At 69.7% G+C, this 14,831-nt stretch carries 17 protein-coding genes; 4 read left to right on the top strand and 13 right to left on the bottom strand.

The genetic code is table 11. From position 1 onward, the window contains the following. Nucleotides 1-3 precede the first annotated feature (3 nt). The 3 genes from ELQ94_RS12480 to ELQ94_RS12475 form a co-directional block, all read right to left on the bottom strand. The gene (locus ELQ94_RS12480) at nucleotides 4-285 is read right to left on the bottom strand and encodes a metal-sensitive transcriptional regulator (RefSeq protein ID WP_127050685.1); all 282 of its coding nucleotides are present in this window, start codon (nucleotides 283-285) and stop codon (nucleotides 4-6) included. Between the two features lie 94 nt (nucleotides 286-379). Next, on the bottom strand, nucleotides 380-538 hold the full coding sequence (locus ELQ94_RS17315; protein WP_166404780.1) for a hypothetical protein: 159 nt from the start codon (nucleotides 536-538) through the stop codon (nucleotides 380-382). A 78-nt stretch (nucleotides 539-616) separates the two neighbouring features. Beyond that, nucleotides 617-1,057: a type 1 periplasmic-binding domain-containing protein gene (locus tag ELQ94_RS12475; RefSeq protein ID WP_127050684.1), complete on the bottom strand. Its 441-nt coding sequence runs from the start codon at nucleotides 1,055-1,057 to the stop codon at nucleotides 617-619. A 237-nt stretch (nucleotides 1,058-1,294) separates the two neighbouring features. Here ELQ94_RS12475 and ELQ94_RS12470 point away from each other — a divergent pair, with 237 nt between their 5' ends. Further along, on the top strand, nucleotides 1,295-1,684 hold the full coding sequence (locus tag ELQ94_RS12470) for a thioredoxin family protein (protein ID WP_127050683.1): 390 nt from the start codon (nucleotides 1,295-1,297) through the stop codon (nucleotides 1,682-1,684). A 74-nt stretch (nucleotides 1,685-1,758) separates the two neighbouring features. On the opposite strand, the gene ald is transcribed toward ELQ94_RS12470, so the two are convergent. After that, nucleotides 1,759-2,901, bottom strand: a complete 1,143-nt coding sequence (ald, locus tag ELQ94_RS12465; protein ID WP_127050682.1) for an alanine dehydrogenase — start codon at nucleotides 2,899-2,901, stop codon at nucleotides 1,759-1,761. A 142-nt stretch (nucleotides 2,902-3,043) separates the two neighbouring features. Between ald and ELQ94_RS12460 the strand changes: the two genes are divergently transcribed. Continuing rightward, nucleotides 3,044-3,532: an Lrp/AsnC family transcriptional regulator gene (locus ELQ94_RS12460; protein ID WP_127050681.1), complete on the top strand. Its 489-nt coding sequence runs from the start codon at nucleotides 3,044-3,046 to the stop codon at nucleotides 3,530-3,532. A gap of 33 nt (nucleotides 3,533-3,565) precedes the next feature. Here ELQ94_RS12460 and ELQ94_RS12455 read toward each other — a convergent pair whose 3' ends face one another. The 8 genes from ELQ94_RS12455 to hisD all read right to left on the bottom strand — a co-directional run bounded on the left by ELQ94_RS12455 (nucleotide 3,566) and on the right by hisD (nucleotide 11,627). Next, complete coding sequence (locus ELQ94_RS12455; protein WP_127050680.1) at nucleotides 3,566-3,988, bottom strand: transferase; 423 nt, start codon at nucleotides 3,986-3,988, stop codon at nucleotides 3,566-3,568. Nucleotides 3,989-4,187: 199 nt separating this feature from the next. Next, nucleotides 4,188-4,583 (bottom strand): PB1 domain-containing protein, encoded by a 396-nt coding sequence (locus tag ELQ94_RS12450; protein WP_166404778.1) that lies wholly within the window; start codon nucleotides 4,581-4,583, stop codon nucleotides 4,188-4,190. 68 nt (nucleotides 4,584-4,651) lie between these two features. After that, complete coding sequence (locus tag ELQ94_RS12445) at nucleotides 4,652-6,313, bottom strand: glycoside hydrolase family 13 protein (protein ID WP_208007678.1); 1,662 nt, start codon at nucleotides 6,311-6,313, stop codon at nucleotides 4,652-4,654. Continuing rightward, nucleotides 6,310-7,152, bottom strand: coding sequence for a nitrilase-related carbon-nitrogen hydrolase (locus ELQ94_RS17455; RefSeq protein ID WP_127050677.1), 843 nt, complete (start codon nucleotides 7,150-7,152; stop codon nucleotides 6,310-6,312). Before ELQ94_RS17455 ends, ELQ94_RS12445 begins: the two co-directional genes overlap by 4 nt. Continuing rightward, nucleotides 7,149-7,946, bottom strand: coding sequence for a carbohydrate ABC transporter permease (locus tag ELQ94_RS12435; protein ID WP_127050676.1), 798 nt, complete (start codon nucleotides 7,944-7,946; stop codon nucleotides 7,149-7,151). The genes ELQ94_RS17455 and ELQ94_RS12435 overlap by 4 nt, the downstream gene beginning before the upstream one ends. Then, nucleotides 7,943-8,914 (bottom strand): carbohydrate ABC transporter permease, encoded by a 972-nt coding sequence (locus ELQ94_RS12430; RefSeq protein WP_127050675.1) that lies wholly within the window; start codon nucleotides 8,912-8,914, stop codon nucleotides 7,943-7,945. The genes ELQ94_RS12435 and ELQ94_RS12430 overlap by 4 nt, the downstream gene beginning before the upstream one ends. Then, the gene (locus ELQ94_RS12425; protein ID WP_127050674.1) at nucleotides 8,911-10,260 is read right to left on the bottom strand and encodes an ABC transporter substrate-binding protein; all 1,350 of its coding nucleotides are present in this window, start codon (nucleotides 10,258-10,260) and stop codon (nucleotides 8,911-8,913) included. The genes ELQ94_RS12430 and ELQ94_RS12425 overlap by 4 nt, the downstream gene beginning before the upstream one ends. 47 nt (nucleotides 10,261-10,307) lie before the next feature. Continuing rightward, nucleotides 10,308-11,627, bottom strand: a complete 1,320-nt coding sequence (hisD, locus tag ELQ94_RS12420) for a histidinol dehydrogenase (RefSeq protein ID WP_127050673.1) — start codon at nucleotides 11,625-11,627, stop codon at nucleotides 10,308-10,310. Nucleotides 11,628-11,699: 72 nt separating this feature from the next. On the opposite strand from hisD, the gene ELQ94_RS12415 reads away from it, so the two are divergent. Both ELQ94_RS12415 and ELQ94_RS12410 read left to right on the top strand, forming a co-directional pair. Beyond that, nucleotides 11,700-12,593 carry a LysR family transcriptional regulator gene (locus ELQ94_RS12415; RefSeq protein WP_127050672.1) on the top strand — a complete coding sequence of 298 codons (894 nt, stop codon included), beginning with the start codon at nucleotides 11,700-11,702 and terminating at the stop codon, nucleotides 12,591-12,593. Between the two features lie 188 nt (nucleotides 12,594-12,781). Continuing rightward, complete coding sequence (locus ELQ94_RS12410; protein ID WP_127050671.1) at nucleotides 12,782-14,089, top strand: ice-binding family protein; 1,308 nt, start codon at nucleotides 12,782-12,784, stop codon at nucleotides 14,087-14,089. Between the two features lie 102 nt (nucleotides 14,090-14,191). Here the strand turns inward: ELQ94_RS12410 and ELQ94_RS12405 are convergent, their stop codons facing one another. Continuing rightward, nucleotides 14,192-14,803: a histidine phosphatase family protein gene (locus ELQ94_RS12405; RefSeq protein WP_208007676.1), complete on the bottom strand. Its 612-nt coding sequence runs from the start codon at nucleotides 14,801-14,803 to the stop codon at nucleotides 14,192-14,194. Nucleotides 14,804-14,831: the final 28 nt, after the last annotated feature.

Raw genomic sequence — 14,831 nt, 5'->3', positions numbered from 1 at the left:
GGCTCAGGACCCGCGGTTGTTCGAGAGCTCGAAGACCTTGAGGAGCTCCTCCACGGCCGCTTCACGCTCGTCGCCGCCCTGCTCGAACATGTCCGTCACATGCGTACGCAGATGATTCTCGACGAGCAGCTTGTTGAGGGAGCCGAGCGACTTCTGGATCGCGAGTGACTGCGTGATGATGTCCATGCAGTAGTCCTCGTTCTCGACCATCTTCTCGAGGCCCCGCATCTGCCCCTCGAGGATGCGGATGCGGTGGAGGGCGCGCTTCTTGATGTCTGCGATCACGCGCTCAGAATACCTCCCCGGGGTCTGCCGAGGTCGCGCGGCTACTCGACGCGGGCGATCCGGACCATTCGGTCGACCGTGCCCGCGGAGCTCGTCAGTTCTTGCGCAGCAGGTGGACCGGGATGAAGATCGACAGGCTGATCACGAGGATGCCCGCCGTGAAGATGAGGCCCTGGAAGCTCGTCACGACGAACGCGAGCGCGAACAGGTACATTCCGGCGAGGAACAACAGGAGGGCGAGCGCGAACATCATGGGACCATCCTAGCCCGACACCGGAGCACCCGGTGGATCCCGCGCGGCGTCCACGAACGGATCTCCGCCGCCCGGAGATCAGACGATCCGCGCTCCCGATGCGTCCCAGAAGGTGAGCTCGGGGCGCCGGTGAGCCAGCTGCACGAGAGCCACGGACCCCTCGGGGGTCGTGGGAGGCCAGGTCCACCAGGCGATCTCGGGAACCGCGGACAGGCCGGCCTCGAAGAGCTCCGTCTCGACACCCGACCCGCGGTGACGCCCCGGCACCTCGACGCTCACGATGCGTCCGTGCCCCTGGATGATGAGGAACTGGAGCAGCGAGCCCGTCTGGTCGTCGCGCACGATGTACTCGCGACTCCCCGGGAGATCGGCGGGGATCTCGGTGATGTCGAACCGGGCCGACCCGTCCTTCGAGAAGCTGCGCCAGAGACTGCGACCGAACAGCGCCACGAGGATCACGAGCATGAGGGCGATGAACAGGAACCACACGGTCTGGCCGCCGGGAAGCAGGTCTGACACCGTGGGATCGCCTCCTTCTCGGGCTCGGGAACCGGTGCGTTCGTCCCTCCGCACCGGATTCAAGCCTACGTCGGCATCCGGCGCATAGCCTGTGAAGTCCCGACGTGAGGCCTCGGGAATCCCCGGGGGATCCGCGTGGTTGTCACGATGAGAGGCCACGGCGCTCCCCCTGGGGGCGCTGGCCGGACAGACGCGAACCCAGACGAACCGGCGCAGCCGGAGGACGAGGAGAGAACCATGCCCACCATCGACCTCACAGAGGCGACCTTCGGAACGACCGTCGAGGAGAACGGGATCGTCCTCGTCGACTTCTGGGCCGCGTGGTGCGGTCCGTGCCGCCAGTTCGCCCCGACGTTCACCGCCTCCTCCGAGAAGCACCCCGACGTGGTGTTCGGCAAGGTCGACACCGAGGCCGAGCAGCGTCTCGCCGGTGCTGCGGGCATCAGCTCGATCCCCACCCTCATGGGCTTCCGCGACGGCATCCTGGTCTTCTCGCAGGCCGGCGCGCTTCCTCCGGCCGCGCTCGAGCAGCTCGTGACCGCCATCGAGGACCTCGACATGGACGACGTGCGGCGCCGCCTCGCCGAGTCCGAGCAGGCGAGCGCCGAGGCCCCCGTCGCCGACTGACCCGTCCCCGCCGGCGAGCGGGGAAGAAGGGCGCGGGCGCAGACGCGGGGCGCCGGCGACAGCGCCGAGAACCGTCAGGCGGCGACCGGGGCTGGCGACCCGCCGGCGAGCACCGACTCGGCCGGGGTGTAGTCCAGGCCGAGCGCGGTCGCGACCCCCGCGTTCGTCACCCGGCCGTCGTGCGCGTTGAGGCCGCGGCGCAACGCCGCGTCGTCCTCGAGCGCGCGGCGCCAACCCCTGTCGGCCAGGGCGAGGGCGTAGGGCAGCGTCGCGTTCGTGAGCGCGCGGGTCGAGGTCTCGGGCACCGCTCCTGGCATGTTCGCGACGCAATAGTAGATGGAGTCGTGCACGCGGAAGATCGGTGCGTCGTGCGTCGTCGGGACCGACCCCTCGAAGCACCCGCCCTGGTCGATCGCGATGTCGACGAGCACGGAGCCGGGCTTCATCGTGGCGACCATCTCGTCGGTCACGAGCTTGGGGGCCTGAGCGCCCGGGATGAGGACGGACCCGACCACGAGGTCCGCATCGCGCACGAGGCGGGCGATCTCGTAGTGCGAGGAGACGGCGGTGCGCACGGCTCCCTGGAAGCGGCGTTCGAGATCCCGCAGACGCGGGATCGACAGGTCGACGATCGTGACGTCCGCTCCCATGCCGAGTGCGTTCGCCGCGGCGTGCTCCCCCGCGACTCCTCCGCCGATCACGACGACGGACGCTTTCGGCGTGCCGGGCACACCGCCGAGAAGGGTGCCGCGGCCTCCTGCGAAGCTCATGAGGTGATAGGCGCCCACGAGGGCCGACAGCCGGCCGGCCACCTCGCTCATCGGTGACAGCAGGGGAAGGCTCCGGTCGGCCAGCTGGACCGTCTCGTATGCGATCGCGGTGGTCCGTGAGGCCAGGATGGCCTCGGTGCACGGTCGGGAGGCAGCGAGGTGGAGGTAGGTGAAGAGGACCTGATCGGCGCGCATCGACGCGTACTCGGCCTCGATCGGTTCCTTGACCTTGAGGAGCAGGTCCGCCTCGCCCCAGACGGCGTCCGCGCCCTCGACGATCGTCGCGCCCGCGGCGGAGAACTCGTCGTCGGACACGGATGAACCGACGCCGGCCCCGGCCTGCACGAGGACATCGTGGCCGCGGCGCACGAATTCGTGTACTCCTGCCGGCGTCACGGCGACACGGTTCTCGTTGTTCTTGATCTCCGTCGGCACTCCGACCCGCATGGGTGTCTCCTCGTCTCGGCGCTGTTCGCGCTGTTTCCGCAATTGTGGCGAAGGATTCGACCTCACCGCGTAAACTCAGAACATCCCGTGGCGTATTGCCCGATCACCCGAATCAGATGCGGGACGCGTGAGAGGTGGAGCCATGGCGACGAACATTGTTCGCGATCGGGAGCCCGGCGGTCTCGACGAGGTGGACGCCCTCATCGTGAGGCAGCTCCAGAAGGACGCGCGCACACCCAACAACCAGCTCGCCGAACGTGCGGGCATCGCGCCCTCGACGTGCCTCGCTCGCGTCCGCTCCCTGGTCGACCGAGGCGTCATCACCGGTTTCGAGGCGCGGGTCGATCCGGCGGCGCTCGGACTCGGGCTGCAGGCGCTCATCAGCGTGAGCGTGCGCTCGGGGGCGCGTCACCGCATGGCGGAGTTCAGCGCCGAGATGCGCGGGATGCCCGACGTGCTGCAGTTGTTCTTCCTCGGGGGCTCGGAGGACTTCATCCTGCACATCGCCGCCCGGGACAGCGCGCACGTGCGCGACTTCGTGCTCGAGCACCTCTCGGCGCACCCGTTCGTGGCATCGACGCGCACGAGCATGGTCTTCGAACACGTCAGCAGGGCCGTCACGATACCGTGACGGCCCTGCTGTGGTGATGCTGCGACGGTGTCGTCAGGCGGCGGAACGGGCCCGCGGGAGCATCCGCGGGATGCGCCCGGCCGGCACCTCGGAGCCGTCGGCGATCTTGGAGTCGTTGGCGAGCCGGGCGAAGTCGCCGACCGTCGCCCCCGCGCCGATGCGCGAGAAGCTCCCGATCTCGGCTCCGCGACCGATGACCGCGCCCTCGCCGACGTGGACGCCGGCACCGATCATCGCGTGGTCGAGGACGACGGCGTCGCGGTCGATCCAGCTGCCACCGCTCACGATCACGCTCCGTCCCACGCGTGCGCCGGACTCGACGTACGCCGTGGGTTCGACGTGGGTGGACGGGTCGACGCGCGCAGACGTCGCGACGTTCCCCCGGCCGTTCTCGTGACGGCGGTAACGAGTCACGACTCCGTGCTCGTCTTCGAATTCGATGATGGTTCTGCCCATGGCGCACTCCTCTCCGGGTTCAGCGATGGCGCTTCGGGCGGCGCTGCCCCGCGACGTGCCGGACGGCCCCTCGCAGGAGCCGATCCTGGACGGCCGTCGCTCGATCGGCCGTCACTTGAGACAACTCTGCCCCTGCGCGAGGTATTCCCGCGACGGGTTGCGCGATGCCGCAGACCCGCTACGTGATGAGGGCGTTCGGTCAGCCCTCGACGACCACGGCGGCGAGCTGCACGACGGCACCCAGGATCCCCACGGCCATGAGGATCACGCCGAGGAGGACGAGCACGCGCGAGGCGTGCGTCCGCTTGTCGAGGTGCGTGTGGAGAGGGCGCCCGCGGCGGTAGTGCACGACGACCTCGTGGACGTCACCCGCCGCGAGCCGCTCATCGGAGTCGAGGAAGCGGCGGTACACCTCGCCGTCCTCGGCCGTCCATGTGAGCTGCAGGTCGCCGTCGATCTCGGCGACCGTGGCCGTGGCCGTGAGCCAGCTGCCCTCGAACAACCGCACGACGAGGGCCAGGACGAGGACGAGGACACCCGTGAGAAGGCCGAGCCACGTGAACAGCTCGGAGATCTCTCCGACACGATCGAGCATCCCATTCACATGATCACGCTACCGTGCCGGGTCCGGGTGCCCGAGCACGGCCGCTGTACCGCCGGCCCTCACTCCGATGCGGGCGACACGATCCAGACCGTCGTGTCCGCGGGGATCGAGCCGCCGTCGAGTTCGCCGCTCGCGACGATGAGCTCCCCCGCCGGCAGCGGCACGGGCGCTCCGGAGACGTTCGCGACGACGAGCACCTCACCGCGACGGAAGACGAGCACACCGTCCGCGGCATCGTCCCAGTGGAGCGACCCACTCCCCAGCCCCCACGCCCGCCGAGCCTCGAGGAGGCCGCGGTAGAGGGCGAGGGTCGACGCGGGGTCGACCTCCTGGACCGAGACCGCGTACCGGCCGTAATCGTCCGGCTGCGGGAGCCAGGTCGTCGCCGCCGAACCGAATCCGAACGACGGTCCGTCGGGCAGCCACGGCAATGGGACGCGACATCCGTCCCGTCCGCGGATCGTACGACCCGATCGCTCCCACACCGGATCCTGTCGAACGTCGTCCGGGAGGGCCGTCGCCTCGGGGAGGCCGAGTTCCTCGCCCTGGTACAGGTAGGCGGAGCCGGGGAGCGCGAGCATGAGCGCCGTCGCGGCTCGCGCCCGGCGCAGACCGAGCGCCCGATCCGGCTGGGGGTCGCCTGCCCCGACGCCGGACTCCAGCTCCACCGGGCCGTCGTACCCGTACCGACTCGCGTGCCGCATCACGTCGTGATTCGACAGCACCCACGTAGTGGGCGCGCCGACCGCGTCGTTCGCCGCGAGGGACTCGTCGATCGTCGCGCGGATGTCTCCGGCGTCCCAGAGCTGCTCCAGGTAGCTGAAGTTGAACGCCTGGTGCATCTCGTCGGGTCGGACGATCCGAGCGGCCCGCTCGGGCGAGAGCCACGCCTCCGCGCAGAGGATGCGGTCGCCGTCGTATTCGTCCAGCACCGAGCGCCAGGCCCGGAACACCTCGTGGATGCCCTCCTGATCCCACATCGGCGGCATGACCCCGTCGACCGGCTCGACGACACCCTTCGTGCGGTGCGGCCAGTCCGGCAGTCCCGGCGCCTTGATGATCGCGTCGCACACGTCCACCCGGAACCCGTCCGCTCCCCGATCGAGCCAGAACCGGAGCGTCGTCTCGAAGTCGGCGCGCACGGTCGGCTCGTCCCAGTTCCAATCCGGCTGCGTGGTGTCGAAGAGGTGCAGGTACCACTGGCCGGGAGCGCCGTCGGCCTCCTCGACTCGCGTCCACGCGGGTCCCTCGAACATCGACGTCCAGTCGTTGGGCGGTAGCTCACCCGTCGCTCCGCGCCCGTCGCGGAAGTGGAACTTCGCGCGCTCTGGCGAACCGGGGGCCGCCATGAGCGCCGCGCGGAAGTCGGCGTGGTCGGACGAACAGTGGTTGGGAACGAGATCGACGATCACGCGGAGACCGATCGCGTGGGCGCGCGCGACGAGCGCGTCGAAGTCGCCCAGGGTGCCGAACTGCGGGTCGACGGCCCGATAGTCTGCGACGTCGTAGCCCCCGTCGCGCTGCGGCGACGGATAGAACGGCGAGAGCCACACGGCGTCGGCACCGAGCCGTGCAACGTGGTCGAGCCGGTCGGCGATTCCACGGAGGTCGCCCGTGCCGTCTCCATCGGCGTCGGCGAACGAACGCGGATATACCTGGTAGATGACGGCCGAGCGCCACCAGTCCGTCGGCGTCGAGGGGTCGGTCGATGGCGCGGTCATACGGTCTTCTCCGTGGAATAGATGCCCGGTCGACGATCTCCGAGCAGGTCGTTGTGCGGGGAGATGGATTTGTCGCGCGCGAGGGGCAGGAAGACGTCCGCGACGGCCCTGCCCTCCCCGACGACGCGGTCGAGGGGCCAGCCGAACTGGTCGAGGATGACGGTGCCCTCCGTCCATGCCTGGCCGCGCTCGAGTCCCGTGCGATCGCAGCAGGCGATGAAGACGCCGTTGGAGCGGGCGGCGGCCTGGGCGTGGATGATCTCCGGGGGTTTCTCCCCCTCCGGCACCTCCGTCCGGGGCCAGTTCGTCGGCACGACGATGAGGTCGGCGCCGGCCAGGGCGAGCGAGCGCGGCATCTCCGGGAACTCGAGGTCGTAGCAGACGATGACGCCGAGGCGGCCGTGCGGGGTCTCGACGACCGGCGGGGCCGACGATCCCGGCGTGAAGACGAGGTTCTCGCGATCCCAGAGGTGGACCTTGCGGTACACCGCGAGCACCCCGTCGGCCGAGACGACGGCGGCGCTGTTGTAGAGCGCTCCGTCCGTCCCGAGCTCGCAGAAGCCGAGCACGACGACGGTGCGCGTCCCCTCGAGCCTCACCGCGATCGCGGCGAACACCTCGTCGTCGGGAGTGATGGCGACGGACCGTGCCTCCGCGGGCGAATCGAACACGTACCCGGACGTGACGAGCTCGGGGAGCACGAGCACGTCGGCCCCGTCGGCGACGGCGCGATCCAGGACATCGAGGACGAGTCGGGAGTTGTGGGCGAGATCCACGATCGCCGGGGCGACCTGCTCGCACACGATCCGCGTGGTCGTGGGGATCGACGCTGCCGTCACTTCACCGCTCCTTCCGTGAGCCCGGCGATGAGCCGCCGTTGCAGGATGACATAAGCCAGGACGATCGGCGCCGCGACGATGACCGCGGCGGCCGCCACGACGCTCTGATCGATCGAGCGCCCGGCCCCGGCGAAGAACGACAGGGCGAGCGGCGCGGTCTGAGCGACCGGACTCTGCGGCACGAGCACGAGAGCGAGGAGGAACTCGTTCCACGTGAACAGGAAGAGGATCGTCGACAACGTGGCGATCGCGGGTCCCGCGATGGGAAGGAGCACGAGGCGGAAGGTCTCGAACCGGCCGGCCCCGTCGATGCGCGCGGCCTCGAGCAGCTCGACCGGCACAGCGGCGAAGAAGGCGCGCATCCAGAAGACCCCGAGCGGAACCGACAAGCCGATCTGCGGCAGGATGAGCGCCCACCAGGTGTCGAGGATGCCCCAGTCCGTCATCATCTGGTAGAGCGGCAGGACGGTGACCTCGTACGGCAGGACGAGCCCGAGGAGCAGGACCGGCAGCATGATGCGGCCCCCCGGCACACGCATGGTGGCGAGGGCGTAGCCGGCGAGGCTCACGACGGCGACCGTGACGAGCACGACCGTGATCGAGATGAAGGCGCTCGAGAGGAGGGCCGGACCGAACGAGCCCCGCTCCCAGGCCACCGCGAAGCTCCCGAGTCCGAACCCGTCGGCGCCCTGCAGCGCTGAGGCGACGATCGACACGAGCGGGTACACGGCGATGAGCGCGGCGAGCACGAGGATCGCGTGGGTCAGGGTCGTCTCGACCGTCGATACCTTCATCGGACTCCTCCCGACCGGCGCGCCGCTCGGGGCACATCGGATCGCTCACGCAACGCGAACTGCACGATCCCGACGATGACGAGGATCAGGAGCGTGAGCACGACGGCCATGGCCGAGGCCTGGCCGAGGGCCCTGTTCTGGAACGCGTCCTGGTAGATGTACACACTCGGCACGGCCGTCGACGTTCCCGGTCCGCCCCTCGTGGTGTTCCAGATGATGTCGAAGTTCCTCAGCGCGAAGGTGATGCAGAGGATGAGCGCGATCGAGATCTGCGGGCGCAGCGCCGGCAGGGTGATCGCGCGGAACTCGCGGATGGCGCCGGCGCCGTCGAGGCGAGCGGCCTCGTAGAGCGAACGGTCGATCCCCACGATGCCACCGAGGAAGAGCACCATGCAGAGTCCGTACTGCACCCAGGTGCCGATCCCTCCGACGGCGGGCAGCGCCGTGTCGAAGTCACCGAGCCAGCTGGTGGCGAACGAGCCGAGGCCGACGGCCTGCATGACCGAGTTCAGGGGTCCGTCGGACGCGAGGATCCCGCGCCACGCGACCGCCACGACGACGCTCGAGAGGACCTGGGGGATGAAGAGCACCGCTCGGAAGAACGTCAGTCCGTAGATGCGGATGCGCGAGAGCAGTCCAGCCAGGCCGAGGCCGATGACGACGGGGAGGACCGCGTAGAAGAACAGGAGGACGAGCGAATGCAGGAGCGCCTCGCGCAGCGCGGGATCCGTGAAGACCGCGACGTAGTTGGCGGCTCCCACCGGCGTCGCGACCGTCAGCCCGTCGTACTCGTAGAACGAGGTCTGCACCGAGATGCAGATCGGGTAGATGACGAAGACGCCGAAGAAGAGGAGGGCCGGGGCGACGTAGAGGAGCGACGACCAGCTGTAGGCGGTGAACGACGACCGCCGCCGCCGACCCCGAGGGGTGGCGACGACGGTCGCTCGCGTCGCGGAGGACACGGTCATTCGCTGCCGTGTCCGTCGGCCCAGGCCGCCTGCACGGTCTCGACGAAGTCGTCGGCGCTCGATCGTCCGGCCATGACCTCCTGCAGCCCGCCGCCCATGACGGTGAGCATGTCGGTGGTCGTCCAGTCGTAGTAACCCACCTGCGTACCGGCGTCGATCGTCGCCGTGAGCGCGTCGAGGGTCTGCTGCTGCAGCTCGTCCCCGGCCGTGACGCCGTCGGTGATGACGGGGAGGCGACCCGTGTCGAGGATCCACTGACCCGTCTCGGGCGAGTGCAGCATCTCGAGGAAGGCGATGGACGCGATGGCGTTCTCGCTCGAGCTGCTGATGTGCCACGGCGACGCCGTCGCTCCCACGCCACCAGAGGCGAGGGCACCGAACCCGAACTCGGCGGCGTTCAGGGACGCGCCGTTCCACGACCCGCCGACGAAGAAGACTCCGTCGCCGTCCGCGAAGCGTGCGATGGCGTCCTCGTTGCCGAGGCCGTCGTAGCCGTCACCGAAGTAGCCGGCGTCGGCCCATTCGGCCATGGTCTCGGCGGCCTCGACGTTGCCGTCCGTGACGAAGGACTGGTCGGGGTCCCCGCCGATCCAGGCGCGGATGTCCGCCGGGTCCTGCGTCGTCGCGGCGATGTCGGAGAAGATGTGCGTGCCGGCGTACTGGTCGGCGTTGCCGAGCATGATCGGCGTCTCGCCGGACGCGGCGGCGACGGGCAGCGCCGCCTCGAGGTCGTCGATCGACGCGGGGGCGTCGAGGCCGAGGGCCTCGAGCTTCGACGTGTTGTAGTAGATCCCCTGCACCTCGCTGATCGGGGACATGCCGTAGAGGGTGCCGTCGCCGAAGGTCGTGGCGTCGTCATTCCACTTCGAGGGGGCCAGCGTGCTCGCGCCCGTTCCCTCGTTCCAGCCGTACACGTCCGCCACGTCGTCGAGCGGACGGACGAGTCCGGCCTTCACGAGCGCGCCGTCGACGGCGTAGCCGATGTTGCCCTGGAACAGGTCGGGGGCGTTCGCACTGTTCGCGGCGTTGACGACGGTCGCGATGAGGTCGTCGAAGCTCTTGTACGTGATGTCGACGGTGACGTTGGGGTACGCCTCCTCATAGGCCGGGACGAGGAGGTCCATGAGCGGCTCCTCCGCCTGGTCCGCCCACATCGTGAGGGTGATGTCGCCGAGGTCGGCGACCTGGTCGGCCGTCACCTGCTCGGCGATGTCCTCCTGCTCGGCGGCGTCGGAACCGCCGCCCGCGCCCGGGGCTGCGCAACCGGCGAGAGCGACGACGGTCACTCCGACGAGTCCCGCGAGGGCGAGGCGACGGACGGGGGTGGATCGTGTGGGGATTCTCATGAGGTCTTCCGCAGGGTCGGTGGTGCGATCACTGGTCGATGGTGCGGTCACTGGGCGTAGGTGTCGAGTCGCATGGTGGCCGTCGCCTGGTGGGCGGTCATCCCCTCGCTCGCGGAGATGACATCGACGGCGTGCGCGAGGGCCGGTGTGCTCTCGCGGGCGATGCGCTGGTAGGTGAGGGGCTTGAGGTAGCGGGAGACGGAGAGGCCGGCGCTGTGCTTCGCGCCCCCGGCGGTGGGCAGGGTGTGGTTCGTCCCGGCCATGCCCTTGTCGGAGTACGCGACGGTACTCCAGTGGCCGATGAAGAGCGACCCGTAGTTCGTGAGCGTGTCGTGATACCACGCGTCATCCGCCGTCTGCACCTCGAGGTGCTCCGGCGCGAATTCGTCCATGACGCTCACGGCGTCCTCACGGTTCGCGACGAGCACGACGGAGCCGAAGTCGCGCCAGGCGGGTCCGCAGATCTCGCGGGTGGACAGGCCGACGAGCTGTCGGTCGACCGCCTCGATGACGGCGCGGCCGAGCGCCTCGGACGTCGTCACGAGGGCGGCCGGGGAGTTCGGGCCGTGCTCGGCCTGCCCCAGGAGATCCGCGGCCACGATCTCGGCGTCCGCGCTCTCGTCCGCGATCACGGCGACCTCGGAGGGGCCGGCGAGCAGGTCGATCGCGACACGACCGAAGAGCTGGCGCTTGGCTTCGGCGACGTAGGCGTTGCCCGCGCCGACGAGCATGTCGACGGGAGCCTCGCCCAGCAGGCCGAAGGCCATCGCGGCGAGCGCCTGGACGCCTCCGAGGGTGAAGAGCCGGTCGACACCCGAGAGGTGCGCGGCGTACGCGACGGCGTCGTTCGGTCGACCGTCGGGTCCCGGCGGGGTGCATCCGATGACCGTGGGCACACCGGCGACCTTCGCGACACCCACCGTCATGAAGGCGCTCGCCGTGAGGGGGAAGCGACCGGCTGGCAGGTAGGCCCCGACCCGCGAGACCGGGATGTAGCGCTGCCCGGTGATGAGGCCGGGCGCGAGCTCGGCCTCGAAGTCGACGAGGTGCTCGCGCTGGAGCGCCGCGAACTGCTTGGTCCGCTCGGATCCGAGCTCGATCGCCTCCCGGAGTGCGGGGTCGAGGCGGTCCCCGCTCGTCGCGAGTCGCTCGCTCGTCATCTCGAAGGACGACTCCTCGAAGCGGTCGAGGTCACGGGCGTAGCGGCGGACGGCATCGAGTCCACCCGACTCGATGTCCGACAGCATCGCCGAGACGCGCTCGCGGACCGCGGGATCGGTCTGCGCGGGCGGAGCGTCGATGGCCGGCGACTTCAAGAAGTTCACGCGGCCCGCATTATCGGAGAGGAAGCGGGGGCTCAATTTCATGGTCTCCAGCCTGCCGATCGACCTGACCTCGGACAATGCCGAGTTAGGTGGGACCTCCCATAGGCTCGACCTATGACGCTGAATCAATTCCGCGCGTTCGTCGCCGTCGCCACTCTCGGGACGTTCACCGCGGCCGCGGCCTTCCTCCACATGACGCAGCCCTCCGTGTCCGAACTCGTGAAGCGCATCGAGCAGGCATACGGAGTCGATCTCTTCACCCGCGGTCCCCGCAAACTGACGCTCACGAGCGCGGGGAACGAGCTCCTCCCCTTCGCGCGACAGGTGGTCGCGGCCGCCGACGGCGCCGATGCCGCGCTCCGGTCCTCCACCTCGCTCCTCGGCGGCGTCGCGACCTTCGGTCTGCTCCGCAACGCCAATTTCTACTTCCTCTCGCAACTGCTCGAGACGTTCCACGAGCGGTACCCGAAGGTCCGGCTGCGGATCATCGGACAGAACTCGGTCGAGGTCGCCGACGCCGTCGCCTCCGGTGATCTCGAGGCGGGACTCGTCGTCCTCCCCGTCGAGAACGACGGCCTGCACGTGACTCCGCTCATGCGCGACGAAGTGGTCTTCGCGACCGCCGACCCGGCGAAGGCCGCGAGCCCCATGACGATCGAACGACTGGCCGAGAGCGACCTCATCCTCTACGACGCCCACTACGGGTGGCGCGATCCGACCCGACGCCAGCTCGCGGGACGCGCCCAGCTCGCCGGCGTGGATCTCACGCCGGTCATGGAGGTCGAGCACGTCGAGTCGGCCCTCAGCATCGTCGCCCGCGGGGGCGGCGACACGATCGTCTCGCGTGCCGTCGCCCGCAGCCGCGTCTTCCCCGACGGTCTCCACACCGTGGGGTTCGAGGAGCCCCTGTGGGACGTCATCGCGATCGTCCAGCGCCGCGACACGGTCCTGTCCCCCGCGACCCGCGAGATCGCGCGGCTCGCCCGACGGATGATGCTCGAGCACTGAACACCCCCGAAAGACTGTCCGACACACGTCGGGGACGTTTACGCAAGGGGTGAGCGCAAAATCCCCCTCCACACCCCCCGTTCGGCCGAACCCTAGGGGGGTGACGCCGTCGCTGGTAAAAACAGCACAGGAGCGGTTCTCTGCGATCTCACCTCGGTATCCATCGGCACCTCTCCGATTGGACGGCCATGCCGACGACCACCCCCTCCTCCCGACAACTCAGGTTCGCAGCCGCCTTGGGCGCTGCGACGCTCGCATTGGCCCTCGTGCCAGGGGCGGCGGCGAACGCAGCGACGACGATCGACGGGCCCATCGGGCTCGGAACGGCAGCAACCTACGGCGTACTCGCCTCGAGCACCATCACGAACACCGGACCCACGACCGTCGGCGGTGACGTGGGCCTCAGCCCCGGCAGCGCCGTCGTCGGATTCACCGGACCGCCGACCGGCGGCAGCTACACCGGAGCCCTCAACGTCGCGAACGAAGCCGCCGCCACGGCGCGGGCAGACCTCACGACCGCCTACAACGTGGCCGCCGGCCTGTCGCCCAACCGCATCGGCCTCGGCAACCTCGGTGGCCAGTCCCTCGTTCCCGGCGTCTACTCCGGCACGAACCTCTCACTGACGGGAACGCTGACCCTCGAGGGCAATGCCGACTCCGTGTGGGTCTTCCAAGCTGACGAGACGCTCATCACCTCGACCGCGAGCGACATCGTCTTCAACGGCGACGCGACGTCGTGCAACGTCTTCTGGCAGGTCGGCAGCTCCGCGACGCTCGGAACCGACTCCGACTTCGTCGGGACGATCCTCGCCGACCAGTCGATCTCCGTCACCACCGGTGCGGACATCGACGGCCGTCTCCTCGCCCGTGTGGGCGCCGTGACCTTGCAGAGCAACGACATCGTCATCCCGAACGAGTGCGGAGAGGACGGCGAGGTCGGCGAGACCCCGAGCCCGACCGTCGGCGACGACACTCCCCCGGACGGAACCGTCGGTACGCCGTACGAGTTCGAGGTCCCGGCAGACGGCGAACCCACCCCCTCGGTGGAGCTCGGCGAGGGAAGCACCCTCCCGCCCGGACTCGAGCTCGATGACGACGGCACGATCTCCGGAACGCCGACGACACCGGGCGAGTACACCTTCGAGGTGATCGTCTCGAACGGCAACGAGCCCGACGTCACGGTCGAGTACGACATCACGATCGTTCCCGAGGACATCACCCCGACCCCCGGACCGAGCACGCCCCCCACGACCCCGACCCCCAGCGCTCCCGGAACCCCCGGTGACGGCGGCGGCGACGGAGGAGACGGCGACGGCTCGGGCGGAGGCGGTTCCGGCGACGGCGACAGCTCCGACGGTCCCGGCGACGGTCTCGCCTACTCGGGTACCGAGGCGGTCAGCGGCGGCGCCCTCCTGTGGGCGGTCGCGCTGACGGCCCTCGGCTCGCTCGCGCTGGCCTTCCGCATCCGGCTGCGACGGGCTGACGCGCGCAGCTGACCCTGCACGGGAGATTCTGCACGACGCGCGGCGCGGTCCTCGATTCCTCGAGGACCGCGCCGTCTGCTGTTCTGCGGAGCTCATCCGAGCCCACACCTTCGATCAGTGCGCGATCGGAGCGTTCCACTTCCGGATCGCCGGCCGCCCGTGCTCGAAACCGAGCTCACTGAGCGTCGACGTCGAGAGCGCGAAGATCGTGCCGGACTCCGGTGGCAGCGACACCCAGGCGATCGCGATGGCGCGCAGCATATGACCGTGTGCGAAGAGGATGACGTCGCCCTGCGGTAGCGCCTCACGGGCACGGGCGAGGACGACATCGGCCCGTCGGCGTACGTCGGCGGCGCTCTCGCCCGGGGTGTCCCCGGCTGGGACCCCGTCGTTCCAGAGGTCCCACTGGCGACCGAGCTCCGCACTGATGTCCGCCGTCGTCCTGCCCTCGTACGCGCCGTAGTCCCACTCGGTGAGATCCGGCTCGATGGTCACGTCGGTGAAGCCCGCGAGCTCGGCCGTGTGCTGCGCACGGCGGAGCGGGCTCGAGAGCACGAGGCCGAAGTCGGCGGGGTCGAGCACGGCGCGGAGCTGCCGCGCCTGCTCCTCCCCCCGTTCCGTGAGGGGGAGGTCCGTCGTGCCGGTGTGCTGGCCCGAAAGGCTCCATTCCGTCTCGCCGTGGCGGACGAGGACGATGCGGCCGGTGGGTTCCGTCGAGTCATTCACCCCTCCATCCTCCGGCACCGGGAGCGGC

Origin of the sequence: Labedella endophytica (assembly GCF_003990045.1) — a bacterium.
GTDB lineage: Bacteria > Actinomycetota > Actinomycetes > Actinomycetales > Microbacteriaceae > Labedella > Labedella endophytica.
Note: the sequence above shows the minus strand (reverse complement) of the source record. Positions and strands in the feature narration are given on the sequence as shown.

Coding starts and splice junctions, on each gene's coding strand:
- ELQ94_RS12460 (WP_127050681.1), top strand. CDS start 3,044: ATGGCGACGAACATTGTTCGCGATCGGGAGCCCGGCGGTCTCGACGAG.
- hisD (WP_127050673.1), bottom strand. CDS start 11,627: ATGAAATTGAGCCCCCGCTTCCTCTCCGATAATGCGGGCCGCGTGAAC.
- ald (WP_127050682.1), bottom strand. CDS start 2,901: ATGCGGGTCGGAGTGCCGACGGAGATCAAGAACAACGAGAACCGTGTC.
- ELQ94_RS12470 (WP_127050683.1), top strand. CDS start 1,295: ATGCCCACCATCGACCTCACAGAGGCGACCTTCGGAACGACCGTCGAG.
- ELQ94_RS12445 (WP_208007678.1), bottom strand. CDS start 6,313: ATGACCGCGCCATCGACCGACCCCTCGACGCCGACGGACTGGTGGCGC.
- ELQ94_RS12410 (WP_127050671.1), top strand. CDS start 12,782: ATGCCGACGACCACCCCCTCCTCCCGACAACTCAGGTTCGCAGCCGCC.
- ELQ94_RS12455 (WP_127050680.1), bottom strand. CDS start 3,988: ATGGGCAGAACCATCATCGAATTCGAAGACGAGCACGGAGTCGTGACT.
- ELQ94_RS12435 (WP_127050676.1), bottom strand. CDS start 7,946: ATGAAGGTATCGACGGTCGAGACGACCCTGACCCACGCGATCCTCGTG.
- ELQ94_RS12425 (WP_127050674.1), bottom strand. CDS start 10,260: ATGAGAATCCCCACACGATCCACCCCCGTCCGTCGCCTCGCCCTCGCG.
- ELQ94_RS12415 (WP_127050672.1), top strand. CDS start 11,700: ATGACGCTGAATCAATTCCGCGCGTTCGTCGCCGTCGCCACTCTCGGG.
- ELQ94_RS12430 (WP_127050675.1), bottom strand. CDS start 8,914: ATGACCGTGTCCTCCGCGACGCGAGCGACCGTCGTCGCCACCCCTCGG.
- ELQ94_RS12450 (WP_166404778.1), bottom strand. CDS start 4,583: ATGCTCGATCGTGTCGGAGAGATCTCCGAGCTGTTCACGTGGCTCGGC.
- ELQ94_RS17315 (WP_166404780.1), bottom strand. CDS start 538: ATGATGTTCGCGCTCGCCCTCCTGTTGTTCCTCGCCGGAATGTACCTG.